Origin of the sequence: Pseudodesulfovibrio sp. 7M6, from assembly GCF_050058625.1 — a bacterium.
Lineage (GTDB): Bacteria > Desulfobacterota > Desulfovibrionia > Desulfovibrionales > Desulfovibrionaceae > Pseudodesulfovibrio > Pseudodesulfovibrio salinus.
This window is the reverse complement of record NZ_CP188816.1, coordinates 1,469,728-1,493,046: the sequence shown is the minus strand read 5'-3', so window position 1 is coordinate 1,493,046 and position 23,319 is coordinate 1,469,728. Positions and strand designations below refer to the sequence as shown.

The following is a 23,319-nucleotide window of genomic DNA, read 5'->3' as shown; positions in this document are numbered from 1 at the left end:
AATTACCCCGTATTTCAGGATATGCACAAGCATGTGCAAACAATAGTCTTGCCAGGCCGCAAACCCCAGCCGCGCTTGACTTCGAGTCCATGTTGTACCAATCTACGCCGACCCAATTGAACGCTAGGTATCATCAAGTGAAATATATCGCCGTCGGAGGACCGCAACAGCCATGAGCGACTACAAAAAAACCCTGCTCCTGCCCAAAACCAATTTTCCCATGAAAGCCAACCTCAAGCAACGTGAGCCCGAGATGCTCAAGTTCTGGGAAGAGACCAAAGCCTACGACGCCATGGTCGATGCCAACGGGGCGAACGACACTTTTATTCTGCACGATGGGCCTCCCTATGCCAACGGCCATATTCACATGGGCACCGCCCTGAACAAAATCCTCAAGGACATCATCGTCAAGTCCCGCAACATGCAGGGACAGCAGTCGCAGTATGTGCCGGGTTGGGATTGCCACGGCCTGCCCATCGAACACAAGGTGGAACAGGAACTCAAGGCCAAGAACAAAGAACTGGACACCCTGACCATCCGCAAGGTCTGCCGCTCCTATGCAGCCAAGTGGCTGGATGTGCAGCGGAAGGAGTTCAAACGCCTCGGCGTGCTGGGCACCTGGGATGATCCGTACATGACCATGAAGCCGGAGTATGAGGCCGCCACGGCCCGCGAACTGGGGCATTTCATGGAGCGGGACGGCGTGGTCCGTGGCAAGAAGCCCATCTATTGGTGCTGCGACTGCCACACCGCCTTGGCCGAAGCCGAAGTTGAATACGAAGACCACACCTCTCCGTCCATCTACGTAAGCTTCCCTCTGCCGGATGAGAATTTCAAAAAGATTGCCGACGTGGATGTGTCCAAGCTGTTCATCGACATCTGGACCACCACGCCCTGGACCATTCCCGACAATATGGGTGTGGCCGTCCACCCGGACTTCGACTACGTGCTGGTGGAAGTCGGCGGGGCCTATCACATTCTGGCCGAGGGCATGTTGCAAGAATGCGCGGGCAAGTTCGGCTGGGATACCCCCAAGGTCCTTGCCACCTTCAAGGGTGCCGCTCTGGAGCGGCTCAAGGCCAAGCACCCCATCTATGACAGGGAATCCCTCGTGGTGCTGGCAGACTACGTGACCTTGGAAACCGGCACCGGCTGTGTCCACACGGCTCCCGGCCATGGTCGCGAAGACTTCGAGACAGGCCTCCGGTATGGGCTGGAGATTTACTCGCCCATGAACGACCACGGTGTTTTTACCCAAGAGGTTGAATATTTCGCTGGCCTGAACGTATGGGAGGCCAATCCCAAGGTCATCGAGAAGCTGACCGAGGTCGGCAATCTCCTGGCTCAGGAAAAAATCACCCACTCCTACCCCCATTGCTGGCGCTGCAAGCAGCCGGTCATCTTCCGCGCCACCACCCAGTGGTTCATCGGCATGGACGAAAACGACCTGCGCAAGCGGGCGCTCGATGCCATCCGCAACGATGTGCAGTGGATTCCGGCCTGGGGCGAGGAGCGCATTCACAATATGATCGCCAATCGCCCTGACTGGTGCATTTCCCGTCAGCGCAATTGGGGCGTTCCCATCTCCGCCCTCATCTGCAAGGACTGCGATGAGAGCTGGTTCGATGCCCAGTGGGTCTACGACATCTGCGAGAAATACGCGAAGCACGAGACTGGCTGCGACTACTGGTTCGAGGCTCCCATCGAGGAACTCGTCCCCGAAGGCCTTACCTGCCCGAAGTGCGGTGGCACACACTGGAAGCGGGAGACCGACATTCTGGATGTCTGGTTCGACTCCGGTACGAGCTTTGCCGCCGTGGTCGAAAAACGGCCCGAACTGAGCTTCCCGGCCGACCTTTATCTTGAAGGATCGGATCAGCACCGAGGCTGGTTCCATTCCTCCCTGCTCGCCTCAGTTGGAACGCGTGACGTTCCGCCCTACAAGGCCGTACTCACCCATGGCTACGTGGTGGATGCGGATGGCCGCAAGATGTCGAAATCCATCGGTAACGTCCTTGCGCCCCAGGAGATCATCGACAAATTCGGCGCGGAGATCCTGCGCATGTGGGTCTCGGCATCCAACTATCAGGAAGATATTCGTATCTCCGACGAGACGTTGAACCGTCTGGTGGATGCCTACCGACGCATTCGGAACACCTGCCGCTACCTGCTTTCCAACCTGACTGATTTCGATCCCGCAGACCGTGTGGCCGTCAAGGATCTGCTCCCGTTGGATCGCTTTGCCCTCGATATGGTGTCCCGACACCACGCCACCATAAGAAAGGCATACCGCAGCTACGAATTCCACAAGGTCTACCACACCTTGCACAATCTCTGCGTTGTGGATCTGTCCTCCTTCTATCTGGATATCCTCAAGGATCGCCTGTACGTAGAAAAGCAGGACGGCCTCAAACGTCGCTCTGCCCAGACTGTGCTCTGGCAGGTCCTGCTCATGCTGCTTGAAGACATGGCCCCGGTCCTCTCCTTCACTGCCGAAGAAGCATTCCAACAGCTGCCCGAAGCCATCAAGGCGGCGCTGCACCAGACCGATACCGTATTCGCGCTGCGCTTTGCAGCAGATCAAGCCTGCATTACGGATGAGGAACGCGGCCGTTGGGAAACGCTGGCCGCCATCCGTGCAGAGGTAAACAAGGCCATTGAGCCCAAGCGCAAAGACGGAGTCATCGGCAAGTCACTGGATGCCAAGATCACAATCTACGCTTCCGAAGCCGTCCGCGAGCTTCTGTCTTCCGATGAACTGGATGGACGCGAATTCTTCATCGTCTCTGATGTGGCTTTGGCCGACTTTGCCGAGGCGCCCGCCGATGCCTTTGTTGGCGAGGAAATCGAAGACCTGCGCATTACCGTGGAAGCAGCTCCCGGCCAAAAGTGCGAGCGATGCTGGCGCATCAGCAATGATCTGGGCACGGACCCGGCATTTCCGGATGCCTGCCCCCGTTGCACCGAGGTGCTGAAAAGCCTGGACCAGGAATAGGCGGCATGGGCCGATACGGATACGCATCCCTGCTGGCGGCAGGCGTCATCGCCCTTGACCAGGCCACAAAGGCCTGGGTTGCCGCCATCATGGAGCCGTGGACCGGCCATCAGGTCATTGCAGGGTTCTTCAACCTGGTCCACGTGCTGAACCGTGGCGCGGCATGGGGTTTTCTGGACAGCGAGCATATTGATTGGCAACGCCCGCTGTTCATCGTTATCGGTCTGGCTGCACTGGCTGTGATCGGCTATATGTTGAAAACAGCCGACCGGACCGACCGATGGCTCATTACCGGCCTTGCCCTCATAGCCGGAGGAGCCGTCGGGAACCTCATCGATCGTGTGCGCGTCGGAGTTGTGACCGATTTTCTGGACTTCTATGTCGGAGACTACCACTGGCCCGCCTTCAACGTGGCGGACATTGCACTGACCGTCGGGGCCGGATGCATTCTCCTATCCATGCTGCTGGGCCGCAAACGCGGCCATTCCCGCAACCTGTCGTAACATCAGGAGCCCCTACGATGTTTCCCGATTTCTCAGCCGTCACCCCGACCCAATGGGCAATAGCCGCACTGGCCGTAGCTGTATGCTTTTCATTCAGCGCATGGTCCATTCTCGATGTCTGGCGGCGTGACTACGACCTGCCGAGCGAAAAGGTTGCCTGGATGCAACTGTGCATTTTTATTCCCATCTTGGGCTCTCTGGCGTATCTATTGATTGGAAAGAAACGTGGAATCAAACGAGGATAGCCGACATGATTAAACATTTCGTTCTGATATTACTGAGCTGCCTGCTCCTTACCATGACAGGCTGCGTCACCAAAGACGAGATGCAGACCTTGCAGATCGAACGCCAACAAGACGTCAACCGCATCCAGCAGCTGGAAGCCGAACTCGCGGAATCCAAGAAGGCCCTGCGGCAGGAAATAGAAAACTCACAGTCTCCTGTACGGGAAAAAACAGCCGATACCTGGGCGGAGCTCCAATCCCTGCGCGCCGACTTTGCCAAGTTGCGCGGCGACCTCGAAACCCTGAACATGCGCATGGACCGACAGATCGGCGATGCCAATGCCCCGCTGACCATGGCCGACCTCCAAAAAGAGCTCAAGGAAGTCGAATTCATTCTGGAGAACCAGCTCCAGGCTGACCTGAGCAGCCTGAAGCCCAACAGCACACCTCTGGCCGAGGCTGGCGCCACTCCGGTGGACACGGCTGCGGATAACGCCACGGCCGCCGCCCCCCAGACCCAAAAAGTCGAAGTAGGCAAGCCTACAAACGAAACGGCAAAGGCAACACCGGCAGCACCGGTCCAGACAACCGATGCAGCTAAGGCCCTGTACGACAAGGCCTACAACCTGTACAAACAGGGTGAATTTGAAAAAGCACGCTCCTACTGGGCAGAATTCACCGACACATTCAAAAAGCACGCCTATGTCCCCAGCGCGGTTTTCTGGCAGGGACAGTGCTACTACAAGCTCGGCGACCACGCCCGAGCCGTAATCCTGTATGAGGATGTCATCGACAAATATCCCAAAAGCTCCAAATACAAGTCCGCCCTGCTCATGGCGGCCTATTCCTGGAACAAATTGGGCAAGCCGGAACTGGCCAAGATGCGTCTTGACGAAGTCATAAAAAAATTCCCCGGAACGCCCCAGGCCACCCAGGCCAAGCGCACTCTGGATAAAATGAAGTAATTGAGCCGGGTGGTTGCACAATCCAACTCGGCATGCCACAGATAACTGACAGGTTAATCATGAAAGAAGTCATCAAGGGTTTCAGAAAAATCGTCTATCTCTCATTCCCGCCGGAAGTTTCCGGACGGCCTGTAGTCTGCAACCTCACACGGTTGTTCGACCTCAGCTTCAACATCCTCAAATCGGACATCAGCCCGCGCCATGAAGGCTCCATGACGTTGGAAGTCTCCGGGCTGGAAGAAGACTTTCACAAGGGGATCGGCTACCTCAAGGAAAACGGCATACGTATCACGCCTGTCGCACACAAGATATTCCGTAACGAGGAATCCTGCATCCACTGTGGCCTGTGTACGGCCATGTGCCCCACGGGCGCGCTTTTTCTCGAAAAAAGTGACGCGAAGGTGATCTTCGACGTCGAAAAATGTTCCGCATGCGGCATGTGTACCCGTGTCTGCCCGGTCAAGGCCATGACCCTGGATACGGAGGACGACCGGGACTAAACTGACAGGAGAGGCTATGAGCGAAGAAAAACGTACCTTTTCGCGCGTCTCGGTCCGACTCAAGGGACATGCGCGTATCATGCATTCCCTGGAGTCCTCGCCCATTTTTACGGAAGAAGCCGTGGACGAGCCTTCCTTGTCCGAAACGTTGTTTCGCCACAGCAAACTTCCGGAAGACCTGACCAGATTTCTGTCTGAGATGGACCGAAAAGTGGATCGGATACTGGCGTTGCTCAGCCAGGACCGGATTCAGGCCGATTTCCCTACTCAAGTGGAGATCCTGGAGATATCGGCAGCCGGAATCAAATTCAGAACCCCGGATAAATTTCCAGTAAATACCCCCATGGAAATTGTCATTCAGCTGGGCTATGCTCCACTTCGTTTAGCCGGAAGCAAGGGACGTATCGTGGGTATTGAAGAGGATACGAGCCTTTATCGCTTCGAGTTCGTGGACACCCGTGCCGCGGACATGGAGGCTATTGTCCGCTTTGTTTTCCAGGAACAACGCGAGCAAATCCGTAACGCCAAAATGTAGCCGCCCAGGAGTATTTGAATGCCTCCGAATGAAGAACTCATCCGACAGATGATGGAGCACGTATCTGAACAGCTGGTGGAGAACCTGAAGGAATCCATCACAAGAGCCGTCGAACAGGAAGTGGCCAAAAGCCTTTCAAAATCCCTGTTGGAGGGTGAGTTCTACCGCCGTGTGAATGACGACCTCCAAGAGGGACTCAAGCAGATTTATCAGGAAGTCAAAGCGGCCAAGGGCGGACGGAAAATCCAGTGCATAGAGTCGGAAATCAATCCCGAGGATTTGTTCAACGACACCTCGGATCAATTGGACGCCGTACTGCGTACTACGGAAAAAGCTGCTGTCGATATCATCGAGATCGTTGAACGCCTGCAGGAACTCCAGGTCTCGGTTGCCAATATCGTCAAGGGGTTTGAGTCCGGTGGCGTCACCAAAAAATCCCGCCAGGAACTCAAGAATATCAATAACACCCTGGGAGATGAGCTCTCCTCTATCATGGTCACCCTGAGTTTTCAGGATCTCACAGGCCAGCGCATCAAAATTATCATCAACTCCATTCGCCAGGTCGAAAAAATCGTACGCGAGGTCATGCTCTCAACCGGCCTGATGATCCGCCAGCGTGAGCAGGAACCCGATCGGGATATCGACTCTCTGACCGAAGACGCCAAGGAACAGGCCACATCAAAATTGATGGGCCCCACTGAAGAGGCCAACCAGAACGACGTGGACGATCTCCTCGCCTCGCTTGGGCTCGACTAGACAGACATTCTTTCATCCAAAAAAAAGGCGCTCCGGAAACATTCCGGAGCGCCTTTTTTTCTATCTAAGAAGTCTCTTCCGTTTCTGCTAGGCAAGCAGGATCAGGCCAGCCAGTCCCAGGAGGAAGAAGAAGCCCATCGAGTCTGTAATGGTCGTCAGGAAGATGCTGGAGGCTTGTGCCGGGTCACGTCCCAGCTCCTTGAGCAGCAGCGGTATCGCCGCACCGGCGAATGCTCCAAGCACCATATCCACTCCAAGGGCAATGCCCATCACTCCGGCCAGTATGAACTTGTGCGAGACGATTGAAACAACGCAGAACACCAACGTTGAAATAATGACGCCGTTGATCAAGCCGATACGCAGCTCACGCAAGACTGCAACCCAGGCCCTCTTGCGGTCAAAACGCTCCATGGCCAACTGCCGAATCATCACAGCCAGAGCCTGCTGGCCGGTATTGCCAGCCTGGTTTGCAACAATGGGCATAAGCACTGCCAGCACAGCCATGGAAGCAATGTTGCCTTCGAAAAGGTGAACCACCCAAGCGGAAATGGCGGAAAAAAGGACGTTGATAATGAGCCAGGGAAGTCGCTTGCGAACCGAAAAGGAGACGGGGGAATCCGTACTTTCGTCCGCACCCGCACCGACCATGGTCTGCATGTCCTCGCTGGCCTCTTCATGAATGATGTCGATGACATCATCAACAGTGACCACACCGAGCAGCCGGTTGCCGAAATCAAGGACAGGCAACGCCAACAGGTTGTATCGGGCGATGAGATGGGCGACCTCTTCCTTGTCCACGTTGTAGCCGACAGTGATGAGGTTCTGTTCCTTGATCAATTCCTTGACCGCTATGCCCCGCTTCGCAAGCAACAAGTCGCGCAGGGAAACAACACCTGTGAGACGATCCTTGTTGTCGGTCAGGTAGGCGTAGTAAGGAACTTCCTTATCCTCGATCTCCTGGCGGATAACCGCGATTGCCTGATCCGGGGTAACATCCTGGTCCAGAATGACGACCTCGGTGTTCATGACACCACCGGCCGTGTCGGGATCAAAGGTGAGCAGCGTCTTGAGCTCGGCCCGCTCCTCGGCAGGCACGCGAATCAGAAGAGCGTGGCGAAGTTCGGCATCAAGCCCTTCCAGCAAGTCCGTCGCGTCGTCCGGAGACATCTGCTCCACAATACGCGCTGCTAGCCCCTGGTTGAGCTGCTTGACCAGAGCCTGCTGGTCATATGGCTCCATCTCCGCAATGGACTCCGCAGCGTCCTTGATGGGAAGCTGTTTTATGAACTTTACCTGATCCGGGATATCGAGGCCTTCGATGGCCTCGGCAGCATCGGCCGGGTGCTGTGCTTCCAGGTCGGCTGCGGTAAACTCATCCGGCTCTGCAGGTGGCTGTTCGCGGAAATCCTCATTCGTCTTCATGGAGAGAATTCCTAGCTCAAATCCCCTCTCAGGTCAAAGAATTAGGGGTTTTCCCATGTTATATTATTGTGAAATATTTCATCAACTGACCGTTGCTTGACGAAACGGCACAGGTGCTATACTTGGCATCAACCATAGGAATTAAAACGGGGTTGCAACCATGCCCAGCACAACTTTCGATGATTTTTTTCGGGCAGAAGCCCGCATGTTTCTCCTGGCAACAATCCGAATTGCTCTGGCCGAGGACGGCGCAGACCTCACATCGGACGGCCTCTTTGAGGAAAGTGACATGGCCCAGGCCGTCATTACGGCCAAACAGGAAACTATCGTGGCGGGCCTGCCCATTCTCCCTCTTGTCTTGGAGTTCGGCGGCAACGACAGCCAATGCCATCTTAATGTGGACGATGGTGACAAAGTCTCGCCCGGCACCATGGTGGCTGCCCTGCAAGGCCCTGCCCGTCAGTTGCTCAAGGCCGAGCGTGTCATGCTCAATTTCCTCTGTCATCTCTCCGGAATAGCCAACCTGACCGCCCGCTATGTTGCAGAACTGGCCGGCACCAAGACACGCCTTCTCGACACCAGAAAGACGCTGCCGGGTTTGCGTTTTCCCGAGAAGTATGCCGTACTGGCAGGAGGTGGACACAACCACCGCCTGACACTTTCGGATATGCTGATGCTCAAGGACAATCATATCGACCGGGCCGGTTCCATCACCGAAGCTGTGGCAGCTCTGAAGCTGGCGCACTCCCCCTGCCCGCCCATAGAGGTGGAATGCCGCAACCGCGAGGAAGTGGAAGAGGCGTCCAAATCCGATATTCAACGGATCATGCTGGACAACATGGACCACGAGGCCATCAAGGAAGCGCTGTCCATCATACCCGAATCCATCGAGACCGAAATCAGCGGCAACGTCACCTTGGAGAACATCCGCTCCTACGCGGAATTAGGTGCGGACTTCATCTCGGTAGGACGTCTGACACACTCGGCTGCTTCTTCTGATTTCTCCTTGCAATTCATCCCCTTATAATAAGAAGGAACATTGTGGAAAACGCCAAGGAAACCATCGATAGAATCCGTAAGGTAATGGACGACCGCCTCGTCATCCTCGGACATCACTACCAGTCCGACGCGGTCATTGCCCACACCGACATACAGGGAGATTCCCTGGAGCTCTCCCGCAAGATCGGCGAACTTGACGCCGAATATATCGTATTTTGCGGCGTCTTCTTCATGGCCGAATCCGCCGCCATTCTGGGACGCCCGGAACAAAAAATCCACATCCCGGACACCAATGCATCCTGCCCCATGGCTGATATGGCCGAGGCCGGGCGCGTGGAGGAAACGCTCAATATCCTCCAAAAAGACGGGCGCAAAATCATCCCGCTGACCTACGTAAACTCCTCGGCAGCGGTGAAAGGGGTTGTCGGCCGATTCGAAGGCTCCGTCTGCACCTCCGCCAATGCGCGCAAAATGCTTGAATGGGCATTGTCGCAGGGCGACGCCGTTCTGTTCCTTCCCGATCAGCATCTTGGAAACAACACGGCAAATTTCCTGAACATTCCCACAGAGGACAGACTCCTTCTGCCCCGTGATGTCATCGACGGCTCCCCAGCCCTGAGCATTGACCCTGCCTTGGCTAAAGGGAAAAGGCTGATCCTGTGGCCTGGCTACTGTCCCATTCATGAGACCTTCGGCCCCGAGTCCATTCGCGCCTTGCGCAAGCAGGACCCCGCCGCCAAAGTCGTCGTCCACCCGGAATGCGACCCGGCGGTGGTCAAGGAAGCAGACGGCGACGGCTCGACCACCTTCCTCATCAAATACGTGGATCAAGCCCCTGAGGGGTCCACGATCTTTGTGGGGACAGAGGCCAACCTGGTCAACCGATTGGCCGCCCGTTACGCAGGCGCGAAAACGATCAAGCCTTTGGCCGTCAGCCTGTGCGATGACATGGGCAAAATCACCGAGGAAAACCTGGCCGACCTGCTGTTGCATCTCGAAACGGCAAAACCGGTTTCCGTGCCCGAAGAGGTCAAGCAGTCTGCCAAAAAAGCGCTGGAACGCATGCTTGAGGTTTGCGCCTGATCCCGCTTGGTGATAGGCCATTTCCATGAACACATTTCGACAGCAATGTGACGCCCTGGTCATCGGCTGTGGCATCGCCGGCTCTCTGGCGGCCCTGACCCTTGCCGAGGAAAATCTCGACGTCATCCTCATTACGGCTGGGGAAACCCTGACCAGCGGCAACACCAAGCTGGCCCAGGGCGGAATCGTCTATCGCAATGAAAACGACGATCCGCGCATTCTGGAAAAAGACATCATGACAGCGGGCTGGAAACACAACTATGCCCGCGCCGTCCGTTTTCTGGCTAGCAAGGGGCCCGAAGTCCTCAAGGATGTTTTCCTTGAACGATACCGCATTCCCTTCAACCAGAGGGACCCCGGAGATTGGTATCTGACCCGGGAAGGCGGCCACTCTCTGGCGCGAATTCTCTACTGTGACGACCATACCGGCCAGAACATCATAGACGTGCTCTCAGCTGAAGTGCTCAAGCATCCCAATATCCGGGTGATGACGCAGCGGACGGCCATTGACCTGCTGACCACTCAGCACCACGCCAGTCATCTTGATTTCAAGTACAGCCTCTCCAACGAGTGCATCGGTGCCTATGTCTACAACCAGGAACTGAACAAGGTGGAGACCATCCTTTCCAAGTTCACCCTCTTGGCGACCGGCGGCATCGGCCAGATATATCTGCATACCACCAATACCCCCGGCTCCATCGGGTCCGGTCTGGTCATGGCCTCCCGCGCCGGAGCCAGGCTCATGAACTGCGAATATGTACAGTTCCACCCCACAGCCCTGTTCGGTGGTGCCAAGCGCGGCGAACGCCGTTTCCTCGTCTCCGAGGCAGTACGCGGAGAAGGCGCGGTCCTGGTTGACTCCAAGGGCAACGCTTTCATGAAGCGCTATGACCCTCGTGCGGATCTGGCCCCTCGCGATATCGTCACACGGGCCATCATGGACGAAATGCTCCATTCCGGAGACGACTGCGTGTACCTGGATGTTTCCCGCGTGAAGCAGGATGTGGCAAAACGGTTCCCGACCATTTACGAGTACTGTCAAACCATCGGCGTTGATATGCACAAGGATCTGGTGCCTGTTGTACCTGCCGCTCATTATTTCTGCGGCGGTATCCTCGTGGACACACGGGGCCGGACGACTCTCGACAGACTCTATGCGGCCGGAGAATGCAGCTGTACCGGCCTGCACGGAGCCAACCGTCTGGCCAGCACCTCGCTGCTGGAGGGAATGCTCTGGGGTTACACCACGGGCAAGGATATCGCCGCCAGGGCCGCACGCAGCGCGGACTTGAGCCGCAAACTCCGAGATAGTATCCCCGACTGGGTTAGTGGCGGAGACAAGCACAACGACGATCCGGCCCTCATTTCCCAGGACTGGGCCAATATCCGCAACACCATGTGGAATTATGTCGGCGTATCACGTACCAGTGCCCGCCTGAAACGCGCCTTTACCGACTTGCGGAAGCTGACCAAGGATTTGCAGGACTTCTACAAGGAAACGGCGATCTGTAAGCCGATCATCGATCTGTTCCATGGCTCACAGGCCGCTTATATCATCACCCTGGCAGCTCTCCGCAACAAGGAGACCAAAGGGTGCCACTATCGAGTGGACTAACTCCCCCAGTCTCCCTCATTTGCCCATATAAAGGCCCCCGACTCCGGGGGCCTTTTTCATGGCGGCTATCCAAAAATCCAAGGGGGCTACCAACGACTAGAAACTCACTCTGCTGCAAGGTCCAGCCTTATCAAAGACTCCCGCGCCAATAGCTCGACCCTGTCAAAAATTGATGCTCTTACAGCTGACTTTATTTGCGTATAAACTCACAAGACCCAGGTTCCCAATCTGCCCTGCCGTTGCCCTCAATTTTCTTCCAAATTCCCTGGATTTATCTCATTAGAGGGACTGCTTTCCCGATGACAACATGTCTCTCTTCTCTAACCTGATCCAATCTTCATGTTTCCAGACAGTTAGTCGAAACCCCTTAGTTTTTCAGGTTAGTCCTTGGGCTGCAACGACTCTGGATAAAGTCTAAAAAATATCCAGATAAAAAACGAGCTGATTCCAATAGATTACCAGTGAGTCTAGACTTTATCTAAATCGCTCTAGAGTCCATCTCAACGGGCTTGATTTAAAACGAGGAAAAACGACAGCTATTTACGCCAGAATTCGGGGACAAAAAGAATAATGACCGTGTAGATCTCAAGCCGTCCAAGGACCATGCAGAAGGTCAGGGCCCACTTGGCAGTGGCTGGTAGCCAAGCAAAGTTTTCGGTCGGACCGACCATGCCGATTCCAGGGCCAATATTGCCTATGCAAGCCAGCGAGGCGGCAAAGGATGTCACAACATCCACCCCTGCCCCGGCAACAATGAAAGCGGCAAGCACAAGCAGCCCAAGCCACAGGACAAAGAATCCCCACACACCTCGCAGAACGTCATCCTGGACCACGGTCTTGCCCATCTTGACCCGGCTGACCGAGCGCGGATGAATGAGACGGAACAGCTCCTGATACGAATGCTTGACGACCAGCATGATGCGCATAACCTTCATGCCGCCGCCCGTGGATCCGGCACAACCGCCCACGAACATGCAGAACAGGAGAATGGCCTGGGCAATGCCGGGCCAGACCTCATAGTCTGCCGTGGCAAAGCCGGTAGTGGTCAGAATGGATGCGACCTGAAATGAGGTATAGCGTACCGAATCCGCCACTGTTTGGTATTCACCGTCCAAATATACGGCCACAACGATGACGACCACGAAGACGAGATACATACATGCAAACGTGCGAAATTCCGGATCACGCAGCAGGGCCGAAGGACGCCATTTAAGCAGCAGGTAATGCAGTGAAAAATTCACGCCCGCGATTAGCATGAAAATGGTGATGACATAGTCTATATACGAGCTATGAAAGGCTGCGACGGAAGCATTTCGTGTGGAGAAACCACCGGTAGCCATGGTGCCGAAGGTATGGCAGAGCGCCTCAAACAGGTCCATGCCGCCGAACATGAGCAAGACGGTTTCTATGGCGCTGAAAAGGACATAGACCTTCCACAAAGTCACGGCCGTATCCTTGATGCGCGGCTTGAGCTTGTCCGGTGCCGGCCCTGGCACTTCCGCTTTATAGAGCTGCATTCCGCCCACTCCGAGGAATGGCAGAATGGCCAGAGAAAATACGATGATGCCCATACCGCCCAACCAGTGGGTCAGACTGCGCCAAAAAAGTATCCCACGCGGCACGGCCTCAATGTTATCCAGCACAGAAGACCCCGTAGTGCTGAAACCGGAAAGCGACTCGAACACGCAGTCCACCACGGTATGGAACGTCCCGCCCAGATAGAACGGCAATCCTCCGGCCACACCGGCTGCAAACCATCCCAGGGCGACAATAGCCATCCCCTCACGGTGGGTCATGGGCGTTTTGCGAAAGGAGGGATCTCGAAAACCAAAGAACATGACCGCGCCGAAGGCAACGGATATCACCATGGAAAGGGCCAGCGGCTCAGCTGTGCCATCCCCATACCAAAGCCCCCAGCCCAGAGCGAAAACCATGGTCATGCCCACGCAGGCAACCAGCGCACCTATGATGTGCAGAACATAACGCCAGCGCATCTAAAAGAACTCCACCTTGGTGGTCAGCACCTTCTCAACCTTTGGAATATTCTGTCGTGTGGAAATGATGAGCAACCTGTCGTCCGGCTCAATGACGGTATCACCTCGCGGAATGACAACCTCGTCGCCACGCTGGAAACAAAGCGCCAGACTGCCGCGCGGAAAGTTCAGGTCCTTTATGGCCTTGCCCACAATGGGCGAATCCCGAAGCGCGATAGCTTCCAAGGCCTCGGCCTCCTCCCCCTTGATGCTCACCGACGAGATGATGCGACCGCGACGAATGTAGTGCAGAAGCGAATTGATGGCCGAGAGTCGCGGGCAGACAAGGTAATCGATTCCAATGGGTTCGATGAGCGGCATGTACCCGAAGTTGTTGACCCGGGTGATGGTCCGTCTTGCTCCCAGACTCTTGGCCAGCAGACAGGTCAGGATATTGGTCTCTTCATCGCCGGTTACCGCGATGACCATGTCCATATCGTGAACGTTTTCCTCGCGTAGAATTTCCTGATCCGTAGCATCTCCCATGAGGACGATGGGCCGATCCAATCGCTCGGAAAGAAACTCGCACCGTTTCTGCCGACTTTCCAATATCCTGGTATGATAGGCTTTGCTGTCCAACGCCTTGGCCAGCTTGTAGCCTATGTTGCCGCCCCCGACGATCATGACTTCTCGCACCGGCTCCACATGGACGCCGAGTCGCCGCAGGATTTCTTCCTGCTCTTTGATGTCGCAGGCAAAATACACCACGTCGCCCTCGCGGATGCGGTCCATGCCGCTAGGGATAATCAGTTTGTCATCTCGCACCAGGGCGGCGATAACCAGTCCAAGGTCATGCCCGATGCGGTCTCTCAATTCCATGAGCCGCACCCCGACTGCCGGGCTTTCCGGTGGCAGATTCATCCCGATAAGGCGAATCTTTCCCCCTGCAAATTCATTGATTTCCACTGCTCCAGGCACACTCATGAGCCGAAGGATGGAATTGACCACTTCCTCATCCGGATTGATGATTTTGGTGATGCCGACGTCATCTCCGGTCAGAAGGTGCTTGTAGTTGGTGTATATCCCGGCTCGAATACGGGCGAGCTTGGTAATTCTCGGATTCAACAGGTTGGCAAAGACACAGGCGATGAGATTGATTTCGTCGCTATCCGTGACCGCAAGCAGAATGTCGGCCTGGGCAATCCCGGCATCCTCCAATATCTCCGGGCTGCTGCCCGCGCCCTGAATGGTCTGCACGTCCGAAGTCTCCGCAACCTTACGCAGAGCCTCCGAACTCTTGTCGATGACCACTACTTCCTTGTTTTCCACAGCCAATCGTTGGGCGATATGAAAGCCGACTTCACCGGCTCCAATAATGATAATGCGCAAATTACAACTCCGCGAGATTGATACGATATGCAACACTGCACTTGTACCCATCTTTCGCACGCTGTGCAACATTCCCAGACTACGGAACCATCTCGGCAGGGATCATGCGGACAAGACATAGCGACGCCAGCCCGTGAAACAAATTATGCCCTCAAGGACTTCCTTGAGGGCATAATTTTCATCATTGCAAAATGTTACACGATTTCACTTTTTATCCAATCTCCCGGTTCCGAAAACCGCTTCGCGGATAGCCTCCATCCCCACCCTTTCGACAAAACGGGCCGTACGCTCCTTTGTCTTGCCCTCTTGGGAGTAGAAATCCAGCACACACGAGATAAGTTGCAGCGACTCCTCGTCCGAAGCGTTTTCAGCCAGGATATCCCCCTTGCGGACCCGTTTCCCGGCATTGCCGCCAAAAACGATAGTCCAGCCGTTCTTGCGTCCGACCAGGCCGATATCGCGCACATAACTTTCCGAGCAACACATGGAGCACCCGGAGACCCCCGCCTTGAGTTTGCAAGGCAGGTGAACGCCGTTCAAAAACGTCTCCAGACGTTCCCCCATGGCCATGGAATCGCGCATCCCCATCCGGCAGGTCGTTGAACCGGGACAGGACTGAACATAATAATGACAAAACTCACCCACAGGACCGAGGCGGTCGATGACCGCACATACCTGATCCTGCGGAATTCCCTGGAGCTTGAGCCGCTGTCCGGCAGTGACACGCACGCCGGACAGATTGAAATCCTGAACCACGGAATTGATGATATTCAGCTGCTCGGGAGTAATCTGCCCAAGGGGCATCCGTGGGGTAACAGAATAGAGTCCTTCTCCAATCTGGGCCAGAGCGCCCTTGGGCATGTCTTCCATAAGCGTAGTGTCTTTCATAATCAGATAGGTGGGGTTATGGTTACCAGAACCCTCAGGTCGGTTATTGCCCTGACACCGTGTGGTTCCGCAATGGCCGAGACAAGCACATCCCCCGGCATGGCCGGCATGGAAGCTCCATCCCGACCGACAAACTCGCCCTGTCCTTCCAGAATGGCTATGGTCAATTCCCCTTCCAGGTCATGGGCGTGCACCGGCAGTTCCTGACCAGCCTTGAAGTTGAAATTGATGACCTTCATGTACTCGGACTCATGGACGAAGAAATTGGAAAACGTATTATCCTTGAAGCCGTTTTCCTTGAACAATTCTATCTTCTTCATATCGACTTCCTCGCTCGGTTAAAGAGGTTCCATACCAAGGATTGCGCCATTGCGGGCAACGGTGACCCGAATCGTATTCACCTTGCTTCCCGCGCGCTCAAAGGCCTGGCGCAGAATAGCCGTCATGGACGCGCAGCACGGCACTTCCATCTCCATAACGGTAATGGACTTGAGATCGTTGTGCGCAATAATTTCCGCAAGCTTCTCGATATATTCCGATTGATTGTCGAACTTCGGACACCCCATGAGCACGACACGGCCCGGCACGAATTGACCATGGTAACCAGGAAGGGCCACCGGAACACAGTCCGCAGTCAGCAACAGGTCCGCGCCCTTGAGGAACGGCGCTGTCGGCGGAACTAGCCGCAACTGCACAGGCCAGTGACCAAGTGCGGAGCCGGTAAAAGATCCAGCCTGCGGGGCCTGGCTCTGCGGAATATTCGCCTGATTGCAAGGCGTCAGGTTCTGCAAGGCCGCTCCTGGACAACCACCCTTCGGCCGTGCGCCTTCCATACGGAGGCTGGCCGGGTCCGGCATATGGTCCGGCACCGAACGGCCCTGAGCAGAAAGATTGGCGCGAACTGCCTCGGGATCGAAATCCTCCGCCTCGCGCACCTCTACCTTCAGCGCACCCGTCGGGCAGTCGCCAAGGCAGGCTCCAAGGCCATCACAGTAGACTTCCTTCACCAGACGAGCCTTGCCGTCCACTATGGCCAGTGCGCCTTCCTCGCAGGCGGGAACACACTGCCCGCAGCCGTTGCACAGCTCTTCATCAATGGTAATCATCTTCCTCTTGACCATATCGCTTCCCTCTCTTTTTTTGGGGTTCAATTCATATCCTTGCCACACCGAGAAATATGGCGTGCAGGCTGATGACCAATACCAGGAAAATTGTTCTTGCCATGTCCGTATGCAAACCGGGAAAACGGTATCCGATCCGCCCATGGGGACAACTCCCGACACAATCGCCGCAAAGCGTACAGCTCAATGCGGGGCTTCCCTCAGCCACCCTGTCCTCATCCAAGGCATTGTAGCGGCAGTGGGGAATACACACGCCACATTGCGTACAGCCGTCGCTGATGCGGATTCTCCAGGGGGAGAGCTTGCCAAGCACCACCGCGATCACCCCCATGGGGCAATAGGTGGTGCAGTGAGCCATTATGCCTGTACGTCTGGAAACGGACACCATGACGCCCACTCCGAGCAAACCGAAAACAGCGGCGCAAAGGATCGCCGTGGATGCCGAGGCCCCATGCATACGCAAAAGCCATGCAGCGCCGAGGCAGAAGATCAAAATCCCCCCTCTTCCGACAGTACTCAATATTCTGAAACGCGTATAAGAATGGGACCGCTTCCGGGATCGACTCATGACATCGTCCCAGGCTCCGATATAGCACAGGTGACTACACCAAGCAGGCCCTACCAGCAGAAGCGTGACTCCGAACAGGATGGGCATAAAATAGCCTCCGCCACGAAACACCGGCCCAGCGGCAATGAGGGCCGGAACAGGCAGATGCAACTTGCCGGTCATCAGCATGTTCTCCATGCCGAAGAGTCCCAGTGCGAGTTGCCCAAAGAAGACAAGGGAAAACAAGCCCCAGATGCGCGGCCGCACGGCTCGATGCCCCTGAGGCTGAACCGACACCCCGAAAATCCACTGGGCGTAAAGAGCCAGAAGCAGTACCTCCATCCAGCCCCAGGCCGGGAAATAGCGGTCTGCCAACAAAACGGGAAAAGGGACCTTTGCGCGAGCAACGGCCAAACCTGCCGCTGTCAGAAGAAAAACTGAGGCCCGGCCGGTACCACGGATCGTATCCCTGGAGAAATACCTTCGCGCCGATTCACTTCCAAGAAAAACCAAGGACGATACGTTCACAGCCATCACTCCGCCCATGATGAGAGCCAACCTCTCCCAGGGCTGCTCCAACTCCATACGGAAACGAAGGAAATGCACTGAGGAGTCAGCCCATATCCAGGTAAACCAGATCAACGTGACCGCTACTACCGGGCGTACCCATGCGCGACGGGTGAACACCAGGCAGGCAAGCAGCAAAAGAGCACAGGCAAGCCCCTGCTCCCCGCCTCGCAGCGAATGTGCGCCCGCCAGCAGCAGGGCCAAGATGGTAAGTGTCGACGTCACGTATCGCATCGTTCATTCTCCGTGGCCTCAGACTGGACTTTTCACCTCTGCCAAGCCATGACTTAAATCAAACGAAGCAAAAAAAATGACAAGGATAAGGATTAACTGAGCATGAACGCACTGGAAGGCATCAAGACCATCAATTTTTTCAAAGGCCTTGCCGAGAATCAATGGGACAGGCTGGCCGAAATAGCCGTGGTACGGACATCCACGAAAGACACCCTTCTTTTCGAATCCGAAAGCGAAGCAAGCGGACTGTTTGCCGTACTCTCAGGCCGGGTCAAAGTCTTCCGCAACTCACCCTCGGGCAAGGAGCATATCCTGCACATTTTCGGCCCGGGGGAACTCTTCGGAGAGGTTGCCGTTTTTCAGGGTACGACCTTCCCTGCCTCGGCACAGACATTGGAGGAGAGCGAGACCCTGTTCATTCCCCGTCGAGACTTCCGCGATATGATCGGAAGTGATCCGGATATGGCCCTCAAAATGATGGCTCTGCTCTCGGGACGGCTCAGGACGCTGGTCAACAAGGTGGATGACCTGACATTGAAGGAAACCCCTACCCGCGTGGCTGCCTACCTTCTCCTGCTCCGCTCGTCACACGGAACGGACACCTTCAATCTGGACCTGCCCAAGGGACAGATCGCCTTCTATCTCGGTACAATACAAGAGACTCTCTCCCGCATTTTCAAACGTTTCTCCGAGGAAGGACTGATCGAATTGCGGGGCAAGGAGATTACCATTCTTTCCCCGGAAGGACTTCAGGAACTGGCCGACGAAGGCCGCTGACCATGGCGCAACGCAAAAAGCCCGCCACACAGGAAGTGTGGCGGGCTACTAAAATAGCAGCGGAACGAGACTTAGGCCTCGATCTTGTTGATGGCAGCCTGAAGGCGAGCGACGCGGCGCTGAGCCTGACGGGCGTGGATGATGTTTTTGCTGGCAGCCTTGTCCAGTACGGACGTAGCAGCCTTGAGAGCCTCCACGGCCTTGACGGAATCGTTCTCCTCAATGGCAATACGAACAGCCTTGACGGTGTTCTTGATGCGGGTCTTGGAGATGCGGTTACGGGCGCGACGCTTCAAGCTCTGACGGTGCCTTTTCAGGGCGGATTTGTGATTGGCCAAGGTAATAACTCCTGATCTTTTTATCGTATCGAACGAAATTTTTGCTTTTATTCCCGTGAAGGGAGTGCCTTTTATATGGACTCTCCCTTATATGTCAAGTCTTTTTAAACCTGAAGGGCGTTAAAATCGGCAAGACGGCCCAAACGGTCCACCAAAGCCTTAAGCAAATTGAGACGATTCAGCCGAACATCGGCATCATCGCACATAACCATGACATTGTCGAAAAAGCCGTCCACGCTGGGACGAAGTTCTCGTAACAGACCGAAGAGACCGGCAAAGTCGCCCTGCTCCCACAGATCGTCAAAGCGAGGTGCCATCTCTTCCAGCTTGGCTCCAAAGGCGGTCTCGTGATCGCCGTCGAAGAGTTCCGGATCATAGCTTCCGGTCAGAGCCTGTCCGGCCTCGTCGCCCTGCTTGCGGATGATGTTCGCAGCCCGCTTGAAGGTCAACACCGCCTGTTCAAAATCAGACTCGCCGCTAAAGGAAGCCAATGCTTCCAGTCGCGCCTTCAGAGTACGGATATCATCGAATCCGGCCCCCAAGGCAGCATCGACCACTCGGGTCTCAAATCCCTGCCCGGTGAACAGCGCACGCAGACGCTGGGCAAAGAATTCCAGCAACATATCCTGTCCCTCGTCCGCGCCAAGCTTCCACTTGATGCCGTCCGCATAGGCCTTGCGGGCCTGGACGAGCAAACTGCTCAGACTCAAAGACAGATCATGCTCCATGATGATTCTGGCTATACCGAGCGCGCAACGCCGCAGGGCATAGGGATCGTTGGCCCCGGTAGGCTTTTTGCCCAGCCCGAAACAACCGGCCAGGGTATCGGCCTTGTCCGCCACAGAGACCAGCGCACCGGCCAAGCTGGACGGCACCGGAGAATCCGGGCCCGCAGGCAGATACTGCTCGTATATGCCGCGCGAGACAATCTCGCCCTTTCCGGCACGTTCGGCGTAAATACCACCCATCTTTCCCTGAAGCGAGTCAAACTCGATAACCATCTCCGAAACAAGATCAGCCTTGGAAAGGCGACCTGCCATGGCATATTTCTCGATCTCGCCCGGCAAAATGGACTTGGACTCACCCAGCGCTTCGGCGAGGCGTCCACACAGGGCCTCTATGCGCCGGGACTTGTCGCCGACCGACCCCAAGGGGCCGAGAAAAACGACATTTTCCAGCTTGTCCAGCCAGACCTTGAAATCGATCTTGCAATCCGCTTCCCAGAAGAACCTGGCATCTTCCAACCGGGCCTTGAGCACCCGCTCCCACCCTTTCTTGACCAAAGCAATCTCTTTGGGCTCCAGATTCAAGGTGGTCAGGAAATGCGGCAACAGCTTCCCGTCCGCTCCCTGTACACCAAAACTCTTTTGATGCGACTGCATGGAGGTCAGCAGGACTTCTCGCGGCAGTTCCAGATAACGGGGATCAATGTCTCCGATAAGAGGACGGGGAAATTCCACAAGGTTGGCAACTTCATCCAGCAGCCCCTGCTCCCAGACGATCTCGCCGCCAAGGGCCGCAGCCAGTCGGTTGCCTTCGTCCACGATGGTCTTCTTGCGCTCTTCAGGGTCTATGACGACCTTGCACTGATCCCGGACAATACCGAAATAGGTGCTCGCATCGGCCACGGAAAACGGGCCGGGCCCCATCACACGGTGTCCCCGGGTTTCACGCCCGGCGATCAGGTTCTCAATGGAGAATTCAACCACGGCATCCCCAAGCAGGCACAGCAGCCAGCGGATGGGACGACCGAAGGTAAACTCATAATCACCCCAATGCATTTTCTTGGGAAAAGAGAGCGACTCCACGGCCTTGACGCACAAGGCAGGGAGGATATCGATACTTTTCCCGCCACCCACGGTCTTTTTAGCCGCAAGGTACTCACCCTTGCCAGTGGTCAGGGTAAACAATGCTTCGGGAGCAACCCCCTGCGTCTTGGCAAAGCCATCGCCAGCCTTGGTCAAGTTGCCGTCCGCATCATAGGCGATGCGCACCGGAGGTCCGGTAACGGTCTCTTCCTGCTTGCGTTGGTTTTCCGCCATCTCCGCCACATGGGCGACGATACGGCGCGGCGTGGCATAGGTATCCACCCCGCCGTTCTCGACCATGGCTCCGGTGAGCAGGTCGGCGAACGCCGCCTTCAGTTCTTCGGCCAACTTGGGCACGAAGCGGGCGGGCATTTCCTCTGTTCCGATCTCCAGAATGAATTCGGCCATTTCTATAACTCTTCTATTTGTACGGTCTTATTTCTTCAGCAACGGATAGCCCATTTCCTCGCGCTGTTCCGCTACGAGTCGGGCGATCCGGGAAGCAAGGTTGCGAACCCGGCCGATATAAGTAGCTCGTTCGGTAATGGAAATGGCAGCGCGCGCGTCCAGCATATTGAAGGAATGGGAACATTTGAGACAGCAATCATACGCAGGGTACGGCAACCGCTCTTCGCAAAGGCGCAGGCACTCGGCCTCAAACTTGTTGAAGAGGTCGAAGAGCATGTCCGAATCGGACAGTTCAAAGTTGTATTTGGACATTTCCACTTCGTTCTCGTGGAAAACATCCCCGTAGGTGATGGTATCGCTCCACTGAAGGTCGTAGACCGATTCTTTCTCCTGCAAGTACATGGAAATACGTTCCAAACCGTAGGTAATTTCCACGGATACGGGTTTCAGATCGATCCCGCCAACCTGCTGGAAATACGTAAACTGGGTAACTTCCATACCATTGAGCCAGACCTCCCAGCCTAGTCCCCAGGCTCCCAGTGTGGGAGACTCCCAGTCATCCTCGACAAAACGAATGTCATGTTCGGCAGTGTCGATTCCAAGGGTGGCCAAGCTCTGCAGATAGAGCTCCTGGACATTGTCGGGCGACGGCTTGAGAATAACCTGAAATTGGTAATAGTGCTGAAGCCTGTTGGGGTTCTCACCATATCGGCCGTCGGTCGGGCGGCGGGAAGGCTCCACATAGGCGGTCTTCCACGGTTCGGGACCAATGACCCGGAAAAAGGTCGAAGGGTTGAAAGTACCCGCTCCGGTTTCTATGTCCATGGGCTGGACAATGGCGCAGCCGTAGTCGGCCCAGAAGGCCTGTAACTTGAGTATTACATCTTGAAAATTCATCAATGACTCCGAATCATACCTTTTTAAAAACGCCGTTTTCCCAGGAAAGCCCCAGGTGGTAGGCGACAAACAGCTCGATGAGGCGGCTCACTTGCCGCCGGACGTCGGCGTCCATGGAGACGGATGCCCAGTGGGCGGGACGGCTATGCTGCACCCAGTCCAAAGCGCGCAAAGCCCCGCTGGAGAGAGGGTGAGCAAGTCCCTCTAACGGTTTCCCGCCGGAAAGACAAGTCGGACAGACCACATGGCCGCGTTCAATCACAAAACGATATCCGGTTTCCGCCTTCACGGATTCGCCACAACGACCGCAGGAAAGAAAATCGGGCTGAAAGCCGAGAAGGAAGGCAAGCTTGGCCCGGAAAAGCCAAGGCACGAAATCAGGACTGCCCTCGCCGCTGTCCAACATGTCCAGGGTCTCCAACAACAGGTCATAGACAGGTTGAGCGTCGCCGGGGTCAAAGCCCACAGATTCCACGAACTTCACACAGTTCACGGCCATGCCGGTCCGGCACGAGTCGCTCCGAATGCCGGAAAAATTACTAAGAAGGGAGCCCTCTTCAAGAATGATGTAATCGCTCCGCTTGCCGGAGCCGATGGTGAAGAGTACGAGGCTTAGAGGATCAAGACAGCCGACAAAGCGGCGTCTGCTTCGGAGTCCGCCAAAGGCGAATCCATTAAAAATGCCCCGAGACGGGGTGAGTAACCGGACCCAGCAGTCCGCTTCCTTAAAACACCCGACCTTGAGCACCAGGGCCTTTTCCGTGGTAGTCACGGT

At 55.8% G+C, this 23,319-nt stretch carries 22 protein-coding genes; 11 read left to right on the top strand and 11 right to left on the bottom strand.

Going from position 1 to position 23,319, the window contains the following annotated elements; translation table 11 throughout:
• Positions 1 to 172: 172 nt before the first annotated feature.
• From ileS to ACI0FG_RS07040, 7 genes are read left to right on the top strand one after another with little or no spacing between them, the layout of a single operon-like run.
• Entirely contained in the window at positions 173 to 2,995 is a 2,823-nt protein-coding gene (gene ileS, locus ACI0FG_RS07070; protein WP_419787844.1) for an isoleucine--tRNA ligase, read from the top strand.
• A 5-nt stretch (positions 2,996 to 3,000) separates the two neighbouring features.
• Entirely contained in the window at positions 3,001 to 3,498 is a 498-nt protein-coding gene (gene lspA, locus ACI0FG_RS07065; protein ID WP_419787843.1) for a signal peptidase II, read from the top strand.
• Positions 3,499 to 3,515: 17 nt separating this feature from the next.
• Complete coding sequence (locus ACI0FG_RS07060; RefSeq protein WP_419787842.1) at positions 3,516 to 3,743, top strand: PLD nuclease N-terminal domain-containing protein; 228 nt, start codon at positions 3,516 to 3,518, stop codon at positions 3,741 to 3,743.
• A 5-nt stretch (positions 3,744 to 3,748) separates the two neighbouring features.
• Positions 3,749 to 4,687, top strand: a complete 939-nt coding sequence (locus tag ACI0FG_RS07055; protein WP_419787841.1) for a tetratricopeptide repeat protein — start codon at positions 3,749 to 3,751, stop codon at positions 4,685 to 4,687.
• A 59-nt stretch (positions 4,688 to 4,746) separates the two neighbouring features.
• Positions 4,747 to 5,187 (top strand): 4Fe-4S binding protein, encoded by a 441-nt coding sequence (locus ACI0FG_RS07050; RefSeq protein WP_419787840.1) that lies wholly within the window; start codon positions 4,747 to 4,749, stop codon positions 5,185 to 5,187.
• Between the two features lie 16 nt (positions 5,188 to 5,203).
• A complete protein-coding gene (locus ACI0FG_RS07045) occupies positions 5,204 to 5,722 on the top strand; it encodes a PilZ domain-containing protein (protein WP_419787839.1) in 519 nt (172 codons plus the stop codon).
• A gap of 18 nt (positions 5,723 to 5,740) precedes the next feature.
• A complete protein-coding gene (locus ACI0FG_RS07040; RefSeq protein WP_419787838.1) occupies positions 5,741 to 6,478 on the top strand; it encodes a protein phosphatase CheZ in 738 nt (245 codons plus the stop codon).
• An 87-nt stretch (positions 6,479 to 6,565) separates the two neighbouring features.
• Here the strand turns inward: ACI0FG_RS07040 and mgtE are convergent, their stop codons facing one another.
• Positions 6,566 to 7,900: a magnesium transporter gene (gene mgtE / locus ACI0FG_RS07035; protein WP_419787837.1), complete on the bottom strand. Its 1,335-nt coding sequence runs from the start codon at positions 7,898 to 7,900 to the stop codon at positions 6,566 to 6,568.
• Positions 7,901 to 8,060: 160 nt separating this feature from the next.
• On the opposite strand from mgtE, the gene nadC reads away from it, so the two are divergent.
• The 3 genes from nadC to nadB are packed head-to-tail and all read left to right on the top strand — an operon-like array spanning position 8,061 to position 11,597.
• Positions 8,061 to 8,927, top strand: a complete 867-nt coding sequence (gene nadC, locus ACI0FG_RS07030; RefSeq protein ID WP_419787836.1) for a carboxylating nicotinate-nucleotide diphosphorylase — start codon at positions 8,061 to 8,063, stop codon at positions 8,925 to 8,927.
• A gap of 14 nt (positions 8,928 to 8,941) precedes the next feature.
• Positions 8,942 to 9,982 (top strand): quinolinate synthase NadA, encoded by a 1,041-nt coding sequence (gene nadA / locus ACI0FG_RS07025; RefSeq protein WP_419787835.1) that lies wholly within the window; start codon positions 8,942 to 8,944, stop codon positions 9,980 to 9,982.
• Between the two features lie 25 nt (positions 9,983 to 10,007).
• Complete coding sequence (gene nadB / locus ACI0FG_RS07020) at positions 10,008 to 11,597, top strand: L-aspartate oxidase (RefSeq protein WP_419787834.1); 1,590 nt, start codon at positions 10,008 to 10,010, stop codon at positions 11,595 to 11,597.
• A gap of 536 nt (positions 11,598 to 12,133) precedes the next feature.
• On the opposite strand, the gene ACI0FG_RS07015 is transcribed toward nadB, so the two are convergent.
• From ACI0FG_RS07015 to ACI0FG_RS06990, 6 genes are all read right to left on the bottom strand, one after another.
• A complete protein-coding gene (locus ACI0FG_RS07015; RefSeq protein WP_419787833.1) occupies positions 12,134 to 13,591 on the bottom strand; it encodes a TrkH family potassium uptake protein in 1,458 nt (485 codons plus the stop codon).
• Complete coding sequence (trkA, locus tag ACI0FG_RS07010; protein WP_419787832.1) at positions 13,592 to 14,959, bottom strand: Trk system potassium transporter TrkA; 1,368 nt, start codon at positions 14,957 to 14,959, stop codon at positions 13,592 to 13,594.
• 204 nt (positions 14,960 to 15,163) lie between these two features.
• Positions 15,164 to 15,847 (bottom strand): nitrite reductase, encoded by a 684-nt coding sequence (locus ACI0FG_RS07005; RefSeq protein ID WP_419787831.1) that lies wholly within the window; start codon positions 15,845 to 15,847, stop codon positions 15,164 to 15,166.
• 2 nt (positions 15,848 to 15,849) lie between these two features.
• Positions 15,850 to 16,167: a cupin domain-containing protein gene (locus ACI0FG_RS07000; protein ID WP_419787830.1), complete on the bottom strand. Its 318-nt coding sequence runs from the start codon at positions 16,165 to 16,167 to the stop codon at positions 15,850 to 15,852.
• Positions 16,168 to 16,185: 18 nt separating this feature from the next.
• A complete protein-coding gene (locus ACI0FG_RS06995; protein ID WP_419787829.1) occupies positions 16,186 to 16,968 on the bottom strand; it encodes an ATP-binding protein in 783 nt (260 codons plus the stop codon).
• A gap of 31 nt (positions 16,969 to 16,999) precedes the next feature.
• Entirely contained in the window at positions 17,000 to 18,316 is a 1,317-nt protein-coding gene (locus tag ACI0FG_RS06990; RefSeq protein WP_419787828.1) for a 4Fe-4S binding protein, read from the bottom strand.
• 102 nt (positions 18,317 to 18,418) lie between these two features.
• Here ACI0FG_RS06990 and ACI0FG_RS06985 point away from each other — a divergent pair, with 102 nt between their 5' ends.
• On the top strand, positions 18,419 to 19,093 hold the full coding sequence (locus ACI0FG_RS06985; RefSeq protein WP_419787827.1) for a Crp/Fnr family transcriptional regulator: 675 nt from the start codon (positions 18,419 to 18,421) through the stop codon (positions 19,091 to 19,093).
• Between the two features lie 71 nt (positions 19,094 to 19,164).
• Here the strand turns inward: ACI0FG_RS06985 and rpsT are convergent, their stop codons facing one another.
• The 4 genes from rpsT to recO form a co-directional block, all read right to left on the bottom strand.
• Positions 19,165 to 19,431: a 30S ribosomal protein S20 gene (rpsT, locus tag ACI0FG_RS06980; protein ID WP_419787826.1), complete on the bottom strand. Its 267-nt coding sequence runs from the start codon at positions 19,429 to 19,431 to the stop codon at positions 19,165 to 19,167.
• 104 nt (positions 19,432 to 19,535) lie between these two features.
• Complete coding sequence (glyS, locus tag ACI0FG_RS06975) at positions 19,536 to 21,647, bottom strand: glycine--tRNA ligase subunit beta (protein WP_419787825.1); 2,112 nt, start codon at positions 21,645 to 21,647, stop codon at positions 19,536 to 19,538.
• A 27-nt stretch (positions 21,648 to 21,674) separates the two neighbouring features.
• On the bottom strand, positions 21,675 to 22,544 hold the full coding sequence (glyQ, locus tag ACI0FG_RS06970) for a glycine--tRNA ligase subunit alpha (RefSeq protein ID WP_419787824.1): 870 nt from the start codon (positions 22,542 to 22,544) through the stop codon (positions 21,675 to 21,677).
• 13 nt (positions 22,545 to 22,557) lie between these two features.
• Complete coding sequence (gene recO / locus ACI0FG_RS06965) at positions 22,558 to 23,316, bottom strand: DNA repair protein RecO (RefSeq protein WP_419787823.1); 759 nt, start codon at positions 23,314 to 23,316, stop codon at positions 22,558 to 22,560.
• Between the last annotated feature and the right edge of the window lie 3 nt (positions 23,317 to 23,319).

Coding starts and splice junctions, on each gene's coding strand:
- ileS (WP_419787844.1), top strand. CDS start 173: ATGAGCGACTACAAAAAAACCCTGCTCCTGCCCAAAACCAATTTTCCC.
- lspA (WP_419787843.1), top strand. CDS start 3,001: ATGGGCCGATACGGATACGCATCCCTGCTGGCGGCAGGCGTCATCGCC.
- ACI0FG_RS07060 (WP_419787842.1), top strand. CDS start 3,516: ATGTTTCCCGATTTCTCAGCCGTCACCCCGACCCAATGGGCAATAGCC.
- ACI0FG_RS07055 (WP_419787841.1), top strand. CDS start 3,749: ATGATTAAACATTTCGTTCTGATATTACTGAGCTGCCTGCTCCTTACC.
- ACI0FG_RS07050 (WP_419787840.1), top strand. CDS start 4,747: ATGAAAGAAGTCATCAAGGGTTTCAGAAAAATCGTCTATCTCTCATTC.
- ACI0FG_RS07045 (WP_419787839.1), top strand. CDS start 5,204: ATGAGCGAAGAAAAACGTACCTTTTCGCGCGTCTCGGTCCGACTCAAG.
- ACI0FG_RS07040 (WP_419787838.1), top strand. CDS start 5,741: ATGCCTCCGAATGAAGAACTCATCCGACAGATGATGGAGCACGTATCT.
- mgtE (WP_419787837.1), bottom strand. CDS start 7,900: ATGAAGACGAATGAGGATTTCCGCGAACAGCCACCTGCAGAGCCGGAT.
- nadC (WP_419787836.1), top strand. CDS start 8,061: ATGCCCAGCACAACTTTCGATGATTTTTTTCGGGCAGAAGCCCGCATG.
- nadB (WP_419787834.1), top strand. CDS start 10,008: ATGAACACATTTCGACAGCAATGTGACGCCCTGGTCATCGGCTGTGGC.
- ACI0FG_RS07015 (WP_419787833.1), bottom strand. CDS start 13,591: ATGCGCTGGCGTTATGTTCTGCACATCATAGGTGCGCTGGTTGCCTGC.
- ACI0FG_RS07005 (WP_419787831.1), bottom strand. CDS start 15,847: ATGAAAGACACTACGCTTATGGAAGACATGCCCAAGGGCGCTCTGGCC.
- ACI0FG_RS07000 (WP_419787830.1), bottom strand. CDS start 16,167: ATGAAGAAGATAGAATTGTTCAAGGAAAACGGCTTCAAGGATAATACG.
- ACI0FG_RS06995 (WP_419787829.1), bottom strand. CDS start 16,968: ATGGTCAAGAGGAAGATGATTACCATTGATGAAGAGCTGTGCAACGGC.
- ACI0FG_RS06990 (WP_419787828.1), bottom strand. CDS start 18,316: ATGCGATACGTGACGTCGACACTTACCATCTTGGCCCTGCTGCTGGCG.
- ACI0FG_RS06985 (WP_419787827.1), top strand. CDS start 18,419: ATGAACGCACTGGAAGGCATCAAGACCATCAATTTTTTCAAAGGCCTT.
- glyS (WP_419787825.1), bottom strand. CDS start 21,647: ATGGCCGAATTCATTCTGGAGATCGGAACAGAGGAAATGCCCGCCCGC.
- glyQ (WP_419787824.1), bottom strand. CDS start 22,544: ATGAATTTTCAAGATGTAATACTCAAGTTACAGGCCTTCTGGGCCGAC.